A 14,967-nucleotide genomic window follows, 5' to 3' on the forward strand; every position below is an offset into this window, starting at 1 on the left:
GTCGGTGCGGTCGAGGATTCCATCGACGCACTGGCGCACGAGACCGGCGCGGTCCCGTGTGGGGATGAGGATGCTCACCAGCGGCGCTGGCGTAGGGATCGCCCACGTCACCCGGTGCCAGACCGGCGCGGCCGGATTGACCGCGACGGCGGCGCGGGTACCGGTCTCGTCGAGCCGTTCCTGGATCGCCGCGCGGGCGGCCACGATGCAGCGTTCGAGCTGTTCCTGCGAGAAGGAGCTGCCGTTCGGACTTTGGCGCCAGTGATACAGGATGGCGGGTATGTGGCGGATCTGCTCCGGCGCGCAGCGATGGACGATGCGCAGGGCCAGGTCGTAGTCCTGGCTACCCTCCAGGCCAAGCCGGAAGCCGCCGACCGCGATCACGCTGTCCCGCCGGTAGACGCCGAGGTGGTTGATGACGTTCTGGCCGAGGAGCTGCTCGTAGCTGTAGTCGGGCTTGAAGTAGGGGTCGTAGCGTTCGCCCTTCTCGTCGATCTTGTCCTCGTCGGAGTAGACGATTTCGGCATCGGGATGGGCGTTCAGCTCGACGGCGACCTCATAGAGGGCGTGCTCGGCCAGAAGGTCGTCATGATCCAGGAGAGCGACGAACGCGCCGCTCGCCAGTTCCAGGGCGCTGTTGCTGGCGGCGGAGATATGGCCGTTGCTCTCGCGCTGGACCCATTTGACGCGCGGATCGCCGGCCGCGAGTTCGGCCAGCAGGGCGGCGACATGCGGCTCGGGCGAGGCGTCGTCGGCGATGCACAGTTCCCAGTTCGGATAGAGCTGCGCCTTTACCGATTCGACCATCTCACGCAGGACGGTGGCCGGGGTGTTGTAGGTCGGCACGATCACCGAGATGAGGGGCTTATAGGGCAGCTGCGCGAGATGCGCCCGGATCGCCTCCCGATCCGCCGCCGACAGCGTGTCGTGCCGCTTCACCCAGTCACGATAGATGCGATTACCAGAATCAGCGCTTCCATGTCGACCTTCTACCTTGCCATGCTGCAAGTAGTGTCGCAGAGGTTCAACGTCAGCTCCTGCAATATCGGGATAGACCTTCCGATACCAAGCCGGGTCGAAGTCTTCTGAGGGCTTGAGGCCGGCTTTAGTGCCAACCCGGATATAGTGAAGCAGCGGGTTCAGTCCACTCTCCACGACTTCCGGATAGGTTGTTACGTACCAGCTCGTGTCGAAATGTGGGTTGGGGTCTCGCCCTTCGGCCGCTCCGTGCTCGAAGTAATGCCGAAGCAGACCACCGTCATAGTGACCTATATCGGGATTGCTGGCCTGGTACCATTCCGCATCGAAAAGACCGGATGCCTGCACCTCGATTTCTTCGGGGCGGGGAAGAGCTGCAGCACGGCGGTTGCGGGACTTTCGACGAAATGGAAGGCGGAACATGCTTCGACGGTTCTCCAAGGCCGAGATCCGGTTCCGGAGCTCGGCAATCTCGGTCTCATTACGGGATAGTTGACGTTTCGAGAAGGCGAGTTCGCGTTCGTGCGCCTGCTGGTTGCGGCTCGCCTTGGCCCGTTGCTCTTCCAGGGTCGCCCGGTTGTTCGCGCAACTCGCCTGAAGGAGTGCAAGTTGATCGCGCAGCGCGTTCAGCTCAGCTTCCACCTTCTCGATATGGGCGGAGTGCTCGCTATACTGAACGACGTCCTGCCCTCGTGCCCGCAGGCCCAGCGTGACCTCGCTCTGGTGTGTCTCGATGCCCTTCAGCGCCTCGACATTGCCGGCCTGCAGTGCGGTGAAGCGGTTCTGCAGATCGTTCATCTCTCCTTGCAGTTGAGCAAGCAGCGAACGCATTCCGGCTTCGGCGGACGCCTTGTTGTCCGAGATCCTCATCCGCGCCAGCACGAGATGCGCCTGGGCATCGAGTTCGGCCGGTTCGGGCGGCACTGATCTGCGTTCGAAGAGGATGGCCCAGGGACAGAGGAAGGAGCCGTCGTAGTCCGCGCGCGGTCCGAACCCCTGCTCCGCGAACATCTGCATCCAGTAGCGCGGTGGCTGGACGTTGATGTGGGTTTCTTCGGTGAAATCCGTGGGGCTGGACGAGAACAGGATTCGGGAGGAGGCGCGGCACATGTTCTCGACCGCGCGCCGCGCCTCGTCGGCGGGCATGTGCTCCAGCACCTCGATGCAGGTCACCAGGTCATAGCTGCCCTCGATCGGTTCGGCGATGGACCCGCATTCGCAGAATGGGCGAAGGCCGACGGGAATCTGTTCGATGGCATAGCTCGAAAAGTCGCGCCCGAAAGCCTCGATGCCCCGGCTCCGCAGGGCTTCCACGAGGAAACCGATAGCGCAGCCCGCGTCGAAGACCCTCCTGGGGTTAAGGGTCTCGTCGATCCGCCGGGCTACCTCGCCGAAGAACCTGAACCAGTGAGGCTCGTCACGGTGATAGGGCAGGCCGCAATGCGAGAGGAAATACTCTTCCCCATAACCCTGTTCAGCCACGAGACAAGTGCTCCGCCACAGCTACGTACAGTCGCGTCATCATAAGGGCGTCGGGCATTGTCGTGTAGGTTGGTTCAGGCGATCGTGCATGAAATGGAATTGTTACAATAGAAATTTCCATTGAAGTCACAAAACTGGAAATAGCTCATATAGTCCAAAGAATGATCGGAATATGATAATGTGACGGATCGAATTTTCGGAATGCAATTCCGCCTCATGCGGATAAAATATTAATATAATACTTATTTGCTATTTTCCCTGCTCGGGGCGCTGTCCGATTTTCGGCAGGTGTTCCCGTTTGATTTTCATCTCATTCAACCCGGTTTCCGATGTCGGGTGTGTGACACATGGTCAGTGCGAGATTCGGATGGATCGACGCAATAGGATTTGCACGATTCGTAAGAGATAAACGACATGCCGCGTGTTTTGCGGTCTGTCGGCTGCAGGAAATCAATTCCGGCCCAGCGGGAGCCGCCTTTTCGAAATCGTCATCCGCCCCGAGCTCCCCGCGGCGCGGTACGTACGCGTATCTACAGCATGCCGTGCCGGACGATGGAGGCTGTCGCGTCGATATCGATGCCGGCGAGTCGGGCCGACAGCCTGGTGCGGTTGGAAACGTCCATCTTCCGGAAGATCCGCAGCAAGTGAGTTTTCACCGTGCCCAGTCCGATCTCCAGCGCGTCGGCGATGTCCTGATTGGTCGAGCCGTTGCCGATCAGTTCGGCGACTTCGATCTCGCGATCGGTCAGCCCGTAGATCAGCCGCATCTGCCGGTGGCGCCGCCAGAGGCGGTGGCGGGGATGGTTGCCGAGATTGAATTCGAGATAGGGCTGGAGCGACGTGGCGATTCTCAGCGTCTCCTCACTGATCGAAGGATCGTCCGGGGATTTGAGGATACCCAGGCCGGCGAAGGGCTCGTCGTCGCACCAGAACACGAAGTCCAGCACATCGGTGACATCGCTGTCCCGCAGATAACCCCGATAATGCTCGAAGTCGCATGCTGGTGCGAGATGCCGGTCCTGGCTGATCGTGGCGATCCGTTTGCCGGAGGCGACAAGCCGTTCGATATTCAGCGGGTCGAATGGCTTCATGTCGCGGATGTAGCGGTCGATGTAGCGCATGCCCGGGCCGACAACGTCGGCCACCACCATGTGGCGACGGTCGTCGATCCAGTAGACGACCGTCGAGGAGGCCTGGAATGTGCGCATTGCCACGTCGCGGATGCGGGCGATCTGCTCGTCGGTGGCACGCGAGGGAGCGGCTCCCGAGAGTCGGGACATCATCGTCCTCCCAATCAAAGGGGCATTGCCTGCGTCCCAAGCAAGAATGCTGCCACGCTTCCGGGTTTATCCGGGGAAATGGCAGCAGGCCGTGTGCCCGGGCGCGATCTCCCTTGGCTCCGGATCGATCGTGGAGCAGATCGCCTGCGCCTTCGGGCAGCGGGTGCGGAAGCCGCAGCCGGAGGGCCGCTGCGCGGGATTGGGCACGTCGCCTGCCAGCACGATGCGCCGGCGCGAGCGCTCGCGCACGGGGTCGGGGATCGGAGCGGCGGAGAGGAGAGCCTGCGTGTAGGGATGGGCGGGGGCACCGTAGAGCCGGTCGCGTCCTGCGGTTTCCACCACCCGGCCGAGATACATGACCGCAATGCGATCGGACATGTGGCGGATGACGGCGAGGTTATGGGCGATGAAGATATAGGCGATGCCGGTGCGCTTCTGGATATCCTTCAGCAGATTGAGCACTCCGGCCTGCACCGACACGTCGAGAGCGGAGACCGGCTCGTCGAGCAGGATCACGTCCGGCTCCACGGCCAGGGCGCGGGCAATGCCGATGCGCTGGCGCTGGCCGCCCGAGAAGGCGAAGGGATAGCGGTCGGCCTGTTCGGGCAGGAGCTGCACCTGCTCCATGGCCCGCACGACCCTCGCGTGGCGTTCCTGGCTGGTGAGATCCAGCATGCGCAGCGGCTCGGCGATGTTCTCGTAGGCCGTCATGCGCGGGTTGAGGCAGGCATAGGGATTCTGGAAGACGAGCTGGATGTCGCGCCGGTACGGCCTCATCTTCGCTGGCGAGAGACCCGAGAGGTCGTTGCCGCGGAAACGGATGTGTCCGGCGCTCGGCCGGACAAGACCCATGATGGCGCGGGCGAGCGTCGACTTCCCGCAGCCGGACTCGCCGACGATGCTCAGCGTCTCGCCTTGCTCCACATGCAGGGAGACGCCGGCGACGGCGCCGACGGTGCCGACCACGCGGGAAAAGACGAGCCCCCGGTGCACCGGGAATTCCACCCGCAGGTCCTGCACGTCCAGAAGGGGCGGTAGTTCGACAGGCTCGGTATGCATGGTCAGGCTGGCTCCCGCATCAGCGTAGCGAGGGACAGCTCGCCGGCGCGGTGACAGGCGACGACCGAACGGTCGAAACGGACCAGGTCGGGCTCGCTCATCCGGCACGCAGATACGGCAAAGCCGCAGCGGGGCTCGAAGGGGCAGCCGGGCGGGCGGTCGGCGAGCGAGGGCGGCGTGCCGGGAATGGCGTGCAGATGTTCGCTCACGTCGTCGATGGATGGTACGGCCGCCAGCAGGCTGGCCGTGTATGGGTGGCGTGGCGTCGCGAAAAGCGGCTCCACCGGGCCTCTCTCCGTCACGCGGCCGGCATACAGAACGCTCATGCGATCGGCGAGGCCTGCCACCAGGCCGAGATCGTGGGTGATCAGCACGATCGCCATGCCGCGCTCCTCGCGCAGCCGGGCGAAGATCTCCACGATCTGCGCCTGGATCGTCACGTCGAGCGCCGTGGTCGGCTCGTCGGCGATCAGGAGGTCGGGATCGTTGGCGATGGCGATGGCGATGACCACCCGCTGCCGCATGCCGCCGGAGAATTCGTGCGGATACTGATCGAAGCGGCGCTCCGGTGCCGGAATGGCAACGGCTTCCAGCAGGGAGAGGGCCTTAGCGCGAAGCTCGCGCCGCGAAAGCCCCGGATTGTGCAGCCGGACCATCTCGACGATCTGCGTCCCGATGGTCTTCACCGGGTTGAGCGCCGTCATCGGGTCCTGGAAGACCATGGCGATGCGCTTTCCGCGCAGGGCACGCAATCGCCGCTCGGAGGCGCCGCAGATCTCCTCGCCATCGAACCGGATGGAGCCGGATATCCCGAAATGACGGGGCAGAAGCCCCATGACGGCCAGCATCGACAGGCTCTTGCCGGAACCGGATTCGCCGACGAGGCCGACCACCTCTCCCCGCTGGACCGAAAAGTCGACATTGGAGACGGCTGCCCGCTCGCCGTCGCGGGTGGGAATGGTGACGGCGAGACCGCGGATGTCGAGGAGAGGAAGGTTCATGTCGTCTTCCTCACTGGCGGCCGCGCGGATCGGAGACGTCGTGCAGCGCGTCGCCCAGGAAGTTCGAGCTCAGCGAAACGAGGAAGATCGCCATGCCCGGCCCGAGCGCAATCCACCAGCAATAGAAATTGGACGCGCCCTCGGCGATCATCTGGCCCCATTCCGGGGTCGGCGGCTGCGCCCCGAGGCCGATGAAGCTGAGGCCGGCGGCGAGCAGGATCACCTGCCCGACATCCATGGTCATGTTGACGAGGATCGGGCTCCAGCACAGCGGCATGATGTGCTTGACCAGAAGCCGGCCGGGCTTAACCCCGCCGACGATCGCCGCGTCGACATGGTCGAGCTTCTTCACGTTCAGCACCTGGGCACGCATCAGGCGTGCATAGATCGGCCACCAGACGATGATGAGCGCGAGTGCCGTGTTGACGAGGCCCGGACCGAGCGAGGCGGCGATCGCCATGGCGAGGAGCACGGGCGGGAAGGCGAGGGTGATGTCCGCAAGCCGCATCAGCACGTTGTCGACGATGCCGCCGAGGAAGCCGGCCAGTGCCCCGACCGCAACGCCGATGCCCACCGCGACGATCAGGACAGAGACGGCGATGGGGAGCGAGTAGCGCGCGCCATAGAGCGTCCGGACCAGCACGTCGCGGCCAAGGGCGTCGGTGCCGAGCCAGTGGGCGGCGCTTGGCGGCTGGAGGCGCCGCCCGGCGAGGCCGATCGGGTCGTAGGGCGTCCACCAGGGAATGGTGACGGCGATGACGACGAGGCTGACAAGGACAGCCACGGCAAAGATCACCGGGGCCTGCCGCCAGCCAAGATGGCGGACAAAACGGCCAACGGAGGCCGAGAGACGCGGACGCGGGCGTTCGAGCGTGCGGGCGGGGCTGAAGAGCATCAGCCGGCCTCCCGCATGCGCGGATCCGCCGCCGCATAGGCGATATCGGTCAGCAGGTTCGCAATGAGGAAGCCGAGCCCGCCGATGATCGTCACGCCGGTGATCGCGGGGTAGTCGAGGCTGCGCGCCGCATCCACCGCGTAGGAACCGATGCCGGGCCAGGAGAAGATGGTCTCCACGAGCACCGAGCCGGTGATGAGATAGGCAAAGGTGAAGCCGAGGATGGTCAGCGCCGGTATCAGCGCATTGGCGAGGGCGTGGTGGATGAGCACCCGCAGCCGCCCGGCGCCCTTTGCCCGCGCCATGGTGATGTAGTCCTGCCCGAGCACGTCGAGCATGGAGGCTCGCACCATCCGCGCGATGATGCCGACGACCGACCAGCCGAGTACCAGCGACGGCAGCACGAGGTGGCGCAGCGCGTCGAGAAAAGCCGACCCATCGCGGGCCAGCAGGGTGTCGATCAGCATGAAGCCGGTCACGGTCGGCGGGGCGACGGCACGGATGTCCAGCCGACCGGGGCCGGGGAGCAGTTTCATCTGCACCGAGAACAGGAACAGCGCGATGAGGCCCAGCCAGAATACCGGCAGGCATGAACCCGTCAGCGCGATCAGTCGCGCGAGGTGGTCGGCAAACGTGTTCCTGAATTCGGCCGAGATGATTGCCAGCACGATGCCGCCGATGGTGCCGACGATCATCGCGCAGATGACGAGCTCGAGCGTTGCCGGCAGGCGCTGGAGCAGATCGGTCAGCACCGGCTGCTTGGTGCGGAACGAGGTGCCGAGGTCGCCGTGGACGAGATTCCAGACGTAGACGGCGTAGCGTTCCGGGACGGAGCCGTCGAGCCCCCAGCGGGCCTTGGCGGCGGCAACGATCTCGGGGTTGTCGAGATTGCGCGCGCCGATGATCGAGACGAGGGGATTACCCTTGGTGAACTGCGCGAGCAGGAAGGTCGCCGTCACGATCCCGAGGAGCAGGAACGGCATCACGAGCAATCGCTGTACGACGACCTTCAGCATGGCGCAGTCTCAGGCCCTTACTTCTTCTCGATTTCGCCAAGCGGCAGGTTGCAGCAGGCGCTGTAGCGCACGCCGCTGACGTCGTTGCGGTAGGCGAGGACAAGGTTCGGGCTGACCAGCGGCACGATGATCTTGTCGTCGATCATCCTGAGGGCGAGGTCGTGATAGGCCTTCTCCTGCGCCGCGGCGTCGGTGGCGGCGAGCGCCTTGTGGTACATTTCGAGCTGTTCCTTGCCGTCGAGACCCGGCTGGCTTCCGACGCCGGCGCGCTTGGCCCAGGGCATGCCGGGCAGCATGCCGAAATACTGGACGTACTGGGCGCTGCCGAAATAGTCCGGCGCAAAGAAGCCGAGCGCGAAGGGAACTCCGGGATTGTCGATGTCGCTCGCCCATACGGTGAAGGGAACCGGCTTCAGCGAGAGCTTGATGCCGATCTTGCCGAGATCCTGCTGCACCTTCTGTGCCAACAGCGACAGGTCGACCCCGTAGACGTTCATCGCCGGGAACTCCAGTTCCATGGCGAAGCCGTCCGGATGACCGGCCTTGGCGAGCAATTCCTTCGCTTTCTCGATGTTCGAGACGGGCGCGGGCAGGTCCGTCGTGCCGGGGTAGCCGTTCGGTATGGCGGAGGGCTGCTCCTTGCCGTCGCCGCCGACCGTGAAGTCGATGATGCCCTTGTAGTCCAGCGCGAGCGCGATGGCCTCGCGCACCTCCTTGGTCAGCGGAACCGGGGCGCTCTTGGCCGCCGGGCTGATCGCTGCGTAGACGTAGTTGAAGGATGCAACGGATTTGAAGGTCGCGTCGGGGGCGGAGACGGTCTTCGCCGTATCGGGGTCGACCTGCATGGCGATGTCGGCGGCGCCGGACTGGAGCATCTGCGCCTGGGTGACCGCGTCGGCGGTCTGCTTGAGCACGACCCCGGAGATGGCCGGCTTCTTCCCCCAGTATTTGTCATTGCGCGTGAGGCGCAGGGAATCGTCAGCGGTGTATTTCTCCAGCACGAACGGGCCGGCACCGGCCGAATTGGCAAGGAACCAGGTGTCGGAGGTGTCCGAGGTCGCCGCGTCGTCCTTCGCGTTGGCGCCGTTGGCCGAAGCGAGCTTGGAGTTGATGATCCCGGTATAGGGCGCCGCAAGGATGCCGAGGAATTCGGAGTTGGGCGTGGTCGCGGTGATGACCACGGTCTTGTCGTCCTTCGCCTCGACCGACTTCAGGCTGTCCATCAGGTAGGCCGGGCCGCCCTTGATGTTCTTCAGGCGCTCCAGCGTCCATTTCACGTCGGCCGCGGTCACCGGGCTCCCGTCGGAGAAGGTGGCGGCCGGGTCGAGGTGGAAGGTGAAGGTGGTGACGTCCGGGCTCACCTCCCAGCTCTTGGCAAGGCTGGGGATGATGGTCTGGTTGTCCGCCGCCAGCGTGAGCAGCGTCGCATAGACCGACGAGAGATAGATCTGGCAGGTGTCGCAGTAAGCACGCGCCGGATCGAGCGAATTGATGTCCATGTCGCGGGCCACGACGATCGGCCCGTCGGCGGCTCCTGCCTTCGGCGAACCGAACGGCAGGAGGAAGACGGACGCCAGCAGCGCGGCGGCGAGGCGTGTCGAGAGAGCGGGACGGGAACGTCTGGCCATGGCGGTATCTCCGGACGAATGGGGCGGAAGGGCGGGAACGCTTAGGCGGTGGCCGGCGTGAGCGCGCGCACGCTGCGGAATCCCAGTTCGGCGGCTTCGAGCGCTCGGGCGATGTCCCCGGGCGTGTGCGCCGCGCTGAGGAACATGTTGTGCAGCGGATGGAAGTAGACTCCCGCCTTGATCGCCGCCGAGCAGAAGGCGAAGCCCTTGCGGGCATCCGCATCGTCATCGAACAGCATCAGCGGCATCTGCACGGGGCCGGTCTGGCGGATCGGGATGTCGTAGGTGGCGCTCAGCGAGGCGAGCCCCTCGCGCAGCAGCGTGCCCATGCGCTCCATATGCGCGATGGCGTCGTCGCGGCGCAGGATGCTCAGCGTCGCCACGGCGGCGGCCATCGACATCGCGCCGCACCAGAAGGATCCGGTGGTGAAGATGGACTGCGTCGCGGCGCGGAAGCGGTCATTGCCGGTCACCGCCGCCAGGGGGAAGCCGTTGGCGATGGACTTGGACCATGCGGCGAGGTCGGGCTGTACGCCGACCCGTTCCCAGCTGCCTCCGAGAGACAGGCGAAAGCCCGCGCGCACGTCGTCCACGATCAGCGCGGCGTCGGCATCATCGGCGGCGGCGCGGGCGGCAGTCGCGAACTCCACCGTGGGCAGTTGCTGGTCCTTGCCGTAATCGTGCTTGAAGGCGCTGACGATGATGCCGGCGAGATCGCCATCTGCCTTGGCGACGGCGGCATTTAGGCTCTCGATGTCGTTGTAGTCGTAGGTGAGGATGTGGGCGCGGTCCTCGGCTGTGACGCCGATGAGCGAAGGCGAACACCACGGCACGGCGCCGTGATAGGCGCCGTTGGCGACGAGGATCTTGCGTCTTCCCGTGCCGGCGCGGGCGATGGTCGCCGCCGTCGTCGTCGCGTCCGTGCCGTTCTTCTCGAACTGGGCCCAGTCGGCGTGGGGGATCAACTCCACCATCAGCTCGGCCAGTTCGACCATCGCCTCGGCGGGGCCGTTCATGGCGTCGCCGCGCTGGTACTGGGCAAAGGCGGCGGCGTCGACCTCGGGATGGTGGTGGCCGAGAATGATCGGCCCCCAGCTGCACATGAAGTCGAGATATTCGTTGCCGTCGACATCCCACAGCTTCGTGCCCTCGGCACGAGCAAAATACTGGGGGTAGCCCTCGGGCAGATCCTTGGCGTGCATGTGTCCCCACATGCCGCCCGGAACCACCTTCATTGCCCGTTCACGCAATGCGCGATCAAGCGAATTGCTCATCGTCGCTTCTCACCTGTGCATGCCTAAATTTCAGCCGCAAAGGTGTTCGGGCGAGGCCGGAGCGTCAATCTACCGAAAGTAAGACCCCGCGCATTCGATGGGGGGTTCTCCCGCGAAAGCTACGATTGCCGCTTCGATCCGGCGGCGTTCGCGCGCCCCTCCCTCTCTCACCCAGCCGCCGCGCGGCGCTTTTCGTCGCGGCGGAGCTGTGTCACGTCGTGCTGGAGCGTCAGGCCGCGGATGATCGGGTGATCCCAGATCGTGCCGCCGGCCGGCGCCGCGAGCGGGGAGGGGGTGACGGGCAGAGCCTCGACCAGCGCGTCGGCGTCCGGCAGGTCGACCGGGGTCCAGTTGGCGTCGATCGCGGCCATCAGCGCCGCCCAGTCCGTCGGCGCTCCGCGCGGCTGGAGATAGGCGCGCAGCCGCTCGCGTCCCAGCCCCCGATAGAGATCGATGATCCGCAGGTCGACGGTGGAATCCGCGCCCAGATCGAGGTCGCCGGCTCCTGTGCCCGCCGTCGCCGGCGAGAAGTAGAGGCACGGAATGCCGTAGCTCTCGGCGATCACCATGCCGTGCAGGCTGGTGGAGACGATGCGCTCGCAGGCGCGGATCTCGTCGATCTTGTCGCGCAACCCGTCGATCGAGATCGGCGTCACGGTGGTGATCAGGTGCACGTCGTCGCGGAATTCGGCCGGAATCCGGTAGCGCAGCAGTTCCTCGCGCGGATGGGCTTCCAGCTCGCGGTCCGCCAGTTCCGAGAGGTGCAGGATGCAGCCGAGCTTCCACTTCTTCGCCACCGGCGGCGCGTGGAAGCGCGGCAGCAGCCAGACGGGATCGCCATAGACGCCGGAGCCGCGCCCGCCGCCGTTCAGCAGCGCTTCCGAGACCGGGCCGCGCGTGGCGTTGACGTGGAAGCGCGATCCCGGCGGCGGCACGAAGGCCTCGCGTTCCGGCTCGGGGCGGGAGGGGTTGCGCCAGTTCGAGCAGCCGGTGCCCCAGAACCAGACGTCACCGCCGGAAAAACCATGCCCGATCGTGCCGACCGCCGCCATGCGCGGCGCGTTCGACTGGGTCGGCAGCCGGTGCACCGGCTTGCCGCTGACCAGCGCCACCATGACCGGGCTCAAAGCATCTCCAAAATTGAGATAATTCATTTGTAAAGTCGAACCGGCCCAGCCGAGCGGTATGCTGCCGGTCCGTTCCACGAGTTCGTCGAGTATTGCGGCCATGAGAACTCCCGACACTTGATCAGAAAACACCGCCTATCCGGCACATATAGTCGTCGGTCTCGATCTGCCGCGCAATGACGCGGCGTTATGATTTATCTCCGGAAAATCCCATCAATCCGCCCCGATCGCGCCTCGTTATGCTGCGGTGCCGTTCCGCTCTGATTGCAGTGCGGTGTGGGCGCAACCCTTTGGGCGTGTCTCCCGGCGGCTTTACCTGCATAAGATCGTATTCGTCATGTTTCTTTGAGGTGTCATGGTATTCGACGGATCGAAAGAGGTATAAAAATGCCGGAGAACACCAGAATATTACTCGTATATCCGAGATTTTCTGGTCCTTCCTTCTGGAATTTCAGGGAGACGTGCACGCTGGCGGGAGCCCGCTACCCGTCGCCCCCGCTCGGCCTGATCACCGTGGCGGCGATGCTGCCGGCGAGCTGGGAAGTGCGGCTCGTCGATCGCAATGTGGAGGATCTGGGCGAGCAGGACATCGCCTGGGCCGACCTCGTGCTCACCGGCGGCATGCTGCCCCAGCAGAGCGACACGCTGCACATCGTCGAGATGGCCCATGCCGCGGGCAAGCCGGTCGCCATCGGCGGGCCGGACGCGACCTCCAGCCCCGAGCTCTATGCCTCCGCCGATTTCCGCGTGCTGGGCGAGGCCGAGGGCGTCATCGACGCCTTCATCGCCGCCTGGAACGCCGGCGAGACCTCGGGCGACTTCATCGCCCCCAAGTTCCAGGCGGATGTCACCCGCACCCCGGTGCCCCGCTTCGATCTGCTCGATTTCCGCAACTACCTCTTCATCGGCGTGCAGTTCTCGCGCGGCTGCCCGTTCACCTGCGAGTTCTGCGACATCATCGAGCTCTATGGCCGCGTGCCGCGCACCAAGACCACCGGCCAGCTGCTTGCCGAGCTCGACGCGCTCTACGCCCTCGGCTATCGCGGCCATGTCGATTTCGTCGACGACAACCTCATCGGCAACAAGAAGGCGGTGAAGGCGTTCCTGCCCTCGCTGATCGCGTGGCAGAAGGCGCGCCGTTATCCGTTCGAGTTCTCGACGGAAGCCTCCATCAATCTCGCGGACGACGCGGCGCTGCTCGATCTTCTGGCCGAGGCCGGCTTCTTCACCGTCTTCGTCGGCATCGAGAGCCCGGACGAGGACGTGCTGCGGACGGCGCTGAAGAAGCAGAACACGCGGCGCGACATCGTCGCCAGCATCGAGAAGATCTATGCGGCCGGCATCGTGGTCATCGCCGGCTTCATCCTCGGCTTCGACGACGAGAAGCCGGGGGCCGGGGAGCGTATGACGGCGCTGATCGAGGACGCGCCGATCCCCATCAGCATGGTCGGGCTGCTCTACGCCCTGCCCAACACGCAGCTCACCACCCGGCTGACCCGCGAGGGACGGCTGTTCGCCGGCCACGGCGTGGACATTGACGACGGGCTGGGGTCCGACCAGTGCGTGGCCGGGCTCAATTTCGTCACGCGCCGCCGGCGGGAGGAGATCCTGCGCGATTTCCACGGAGTCATATCGAGGATCTACGCGCCTGACGTGTTCTTCGAGCGCGTGGCGCGGGCCGGGGGCAAGCTACGCGTGCGCTCGATCAAGGGTGGCTTCAACCTCGGCCGCGCGATGGCGGACGCCAAGCACCTGATCCGCTTCATGGCCACCGCCACGGTCAAGCATCCGCGGCTGGCGGGCCGCATCGCCTGGCTCATCGCCCGGGGGCTGTTCACCCACCCGACATCGCTGCCGCCGATGGTGAAGATGGCGATGCTCTACGCCCATCTCGGCCCCTTCAGCGGCTTTATCTGCGACGAGATCTCCTCGCAGATAGGCGCCATAGAGGAGGGCTCATGGTCGATGCCGGAGCGGGTGCCGGTACCGGAGCCGGAGTTGATGCCGGCCCTCGCGCAGGGATAGCGGCCGCCGCTTCGCGGCTTCAGCCGGCCAGCTCGCCGTCGATGCGGGCCGCCGCCCGCCGCCATGTGCGCCGGCCCGCCCGCTTCGCGTCGTACATGGCGGCGTCGGCCGCCCGGATGAGGCTTCTCACCGTGTCGCCGGCCTGCGGATAAAGCGCCAGCCCGGCGCTGGCGCCGATATCGAGCCTGGTCCCGTCCTCATAGGCATAGGGCTCGCCGACCCGGGCGATGATGGCTTCCATCACCGCCTCGGCCCGCTTCGGATCGCCGATGATCAGTGCGAACTCGTCGCCGCCGACGCGCGCCAGCGTGTCCTCCGGCTCCAGGCAGGTCTTCAGCCGCTCCACCACGGCCGCGATCAGCCAGTCGCCCACCTCGTGGCCGTGGGTGTCGTTCACGGACTTGAAGTCGTCGAGGTCGAGATAGGCGATGGCGAAGCTCGCCGCGCCGGCCAGCGCGTCGGTCAGGCGCTCGCCGAACAGCCGGCGGTTGGGCAGGCCGGTCAAGGCATCGTGCCGGGCGAGGTGGGAAAGCTGCTTCTGCTCCTCGGCCTGCATGGCCAGCCGTTCATGGAGCTGGTGATTGGCGTCCGCCAGTTCCTGTGTGCGCTGGCGCACGCGCTCCTCGAGGTCCTGGTTGTTCCGGCGCAGTTCCTGCTCGGCATCCTTGTGCTGCGTGATGTCGACGAACAGCGCCACGAGCCCGATCTTCCGTGCCGCGTCGCCCGCGGCCGGCGACGCCCAGAGGAAGGAGGTGATGACGTTGAGCCAGATCAGTCCATCCTCGCGGTAGAAGGCGAGGTCGCGTGCGTGCTGGAGCGCGGGATCGTAGATCGCGTCCAGCACGGCCTGCGAGAAGTCGTCGTTCGCCGCGTGGTCGAAGAACAGCGAGGCGAAGGGCTGCCCGATGGCATGCCCGCTGTCGACGCCGAGCAGATGCGCGGCGGCGGGGTTGAAGACCCGGACATAGCCCTGAAGGTCGAGCACCACCACGCCGCCTTGCATGTACTGCAAGATGCCATCGTACATGGCGCCGGAGATGACCATGGGCCCACTCGTCTCGAGGATATGTAGGCTGGCGTCGCAGCGGCCGCGCCCGAGCGCCCACATCGCGCATGGGGGACGGCATATGGTTAGATATTAGATCGAATATCACATTATGTGTGCCGGCGGCAGCGGCTTCCTGACAAGCCGGCCCGGCCGG

General features: G+C 65.4%; 11 protein-coding genes. 1 reads left to right on the forward strand and 10 read right to left on the reverse strand.

Going from position 1 to position 14,967, the window contains the following annotated elements; genetic code table 11:
* The 9 genes from STARVERO_RS02400 to STARVERO_RS02440 form a co-directional block, all read right to left on the reverse strand.
* The coding region (locus STARVERO_RS02400; RefSeq protein WP_159597787.1) for a glycosyltransferase at positions 1–2,460 on the reverse strand (2,460 nt) is incomplete at its 3' end.
* 530 nt (positions 2,461–2,990) lie between these two features.
* Entirely contained in the window at positions 2,991–3,740 is a 750-nt protein-coding gene (locus STARVERO_RS02405) for a helix-turn-helix transcriptional regulator (RefSeq protein WP_244616505.1), read from the reverse strand.
* A gap of 66 nt (positions 3,741–3,806) precedes the next feature.
* A complete protein-coding gene (locus tag STARVERO_RS02410; protein WP_159597788.1) occupies positions 3,807–4,799 on the reverse strand; it encodes an ABC transporter ATP-binding protein in 993 nt (330 codons plus the stop codon).
* 2 nt (positions 4,800–4,801) lie between these two features.
* Complete coding sequence (locus STARVERO_RS02415; protein ID WP_159597789.1) at positions 4,802–5,800, reverse strand: ABC transporter ATP-binding protein; 999 nt, start codon at positions 5,798–5,800, stop codon at positions 4,802–4,804.
* A 10-nt stretch (positions 5,801–5,810) separates the two neighbouring features.
* On the reverse strand, positions 5,811–6,695 hold the full coding sequence (locus STARVERO_RS02420) for an ABC transporter permease (protein WP_159597790.1): 885 nt from the start codon (positions 6,693–6,695) through the stop codon (positions 5,811–5,813).
* Entirely contained in the window at positions 6,695–7,711 is a 1,017-nt protein-coding gene (locus STARVERO_RS02425; protein WP_159597791.1) for an ABC transporter permease, read from the reverse strand. The genes STARVERO_RS02420 and STARVERO_RS02425 overlap by 1 nt, the downstream gene beginning before the upstream one ends.
* A 17-nt stretch (positions 7,712–7,728) precedes the next feature.
* Positions 7,729–9,339, reverse strand: a complete 1,611-nt coding sequence (locus tag STARVERO_RS02430; protein WP_159597792.1) for an ABC transporter substrate-binding protein — start codon at positions 9,337–9,339, stop codon at positions 7,729–7,731.
* 41 nt (positions 9,340–9,380) lie between these two features.
* Entirely contained in the window at positions 9,381–10,613 is a 1,233-nt protein-coding gene (locus tag STARVERO_RS02435; protein ID WP_159597793.1) for an aminotransferase class III-fold pyridoxal phosphate-dependent enzyme, read from the reverse strand.
* A gap of 167 nt (positions 10,614–10,780) precedes the next feature.
* Complete coding sequence (locus STARVERO_RS02440) at positions 10,781–11,842, reverse strand: polysaccharide pyruvyl transferase family protein (protein ID WP_244616507.1); 1,062 nt, start codon at positions 11,840–11,842, stop codon at positions 10,781–10,783.
* Positions 11,843–12,127: 285 nt separating this feature from the next.
* Between STARVERO_RS02440 and STARVERO_RS02445 the strand changes: the two genes are divergently transcribed.
* The gene (locus STARVERO_RS02445; protein WP_159597794.1) at positions 12,128–13,765 is read left to right on the forward strand and encodes a B12-binding domain-containing radical SAM protein; all 1,638 of its coding nucleotides are present in this window, start codon (positions 12,128–12,130) and stop codon (positions 13,763–13,765) included.
* A gap of 19 nt (positions 13,766–13,784) precedes the next feature.
* On the opposite strand, the gene STARVERO_RS02450 is transcribed toward STARVERO_RS02445, so the two are convergent.
* A complete protein-coding gene (locus STARVERO_RS02450) occupies positions 13,785–14,810 on the reverse strand; it encodes a GGDEF domain-containing protein (protein ID WP_159597795.1) in 1,026 nt (341 codons plus the stop codon).
* Positions 14,811–14,967 lie beyond the last annotated feature (157 nt).

The organism is Starkeya nomas, assembly GCF_902703545.1.
GTDB classification, from domain to species: Bacteria; Pseudomonadota; Alphaproteobacteria; order Rhizobiales; family Xanthobacteraceae; genus Ancylobacter; species Ancylobacter moscoviensis.

Coding starts and splice junctions, on each gene's coding strand:
- STARVERO_RS02420 (WP_159597790.1), bottom strand. CDS start 6,695: ATGCTCTTCAGCCCCGCCCGCACGCTCGAACGCCCGCGTCCGCGTCTC.
- STARVERO_RS02425 (WP_159597791.1), bottom strand. CDS start 7,711: ATGCTGAAGGTCGTCGTACAGCGATTGCTCGTGATGCCGTTCCTGCTC.
- STARVERO_RS02450 (WP_159597795.1), bottom strand. CDS start 14,810: ATGGTCATCTCCGGCGCCATGTACGATGGCATCTTGCAGTACATGCAA.
- STARVERO_RS02445 (WP_159597794.1), top strand. CDS start 12,128: ATGCCGGAGAACACCAGAATATTACTCGTATATCCGAGATTTTCTGGT.
- STARVERO_RS02435 (WP_159597793.1), bottom strand. CDS start 10,613: ATGAGCAATTCGCTTGATCGCGCATTGCGTGAACGGGCAATGAAGGTG.
- STARVERO_RS02410 (WP_159597788.1), bottom strand. CDS start 4,799: ATGCATACCGAGCCTGTCGAACTACCGCCCCTTCTGGACGTGCAGGAC.
- STARVERO_RS02405 (WP_244616505.1), bottom strand. CDS start 3,740: ATGTCCCGACTCTCGGGAGCCGCTCCCTCGCGTGCCACCGACGAGCAG.
- STARVERO_RS02440 (WP_244616507.1), bottom strand. CDS start 11,842: ATGGCCGCAATACTCGACGAACTCGTGGAACGGACCGGCAGCATACCG.
- STARVERO_RS02430 (WP_159597792.1), bottom strand. CDS start 9,339: ATGGCCAGACGTTCCCGTCCCGCTCTCTCGACACGCCTCGCCGCCGCG.
- STARVERO_RS02415 (WP_159597789.1), bottom strand. CDS start 5,800: ATGAACCTTCCTCTCCTCGACATCCGCGGTCTCGCCGTCACCATTCCC.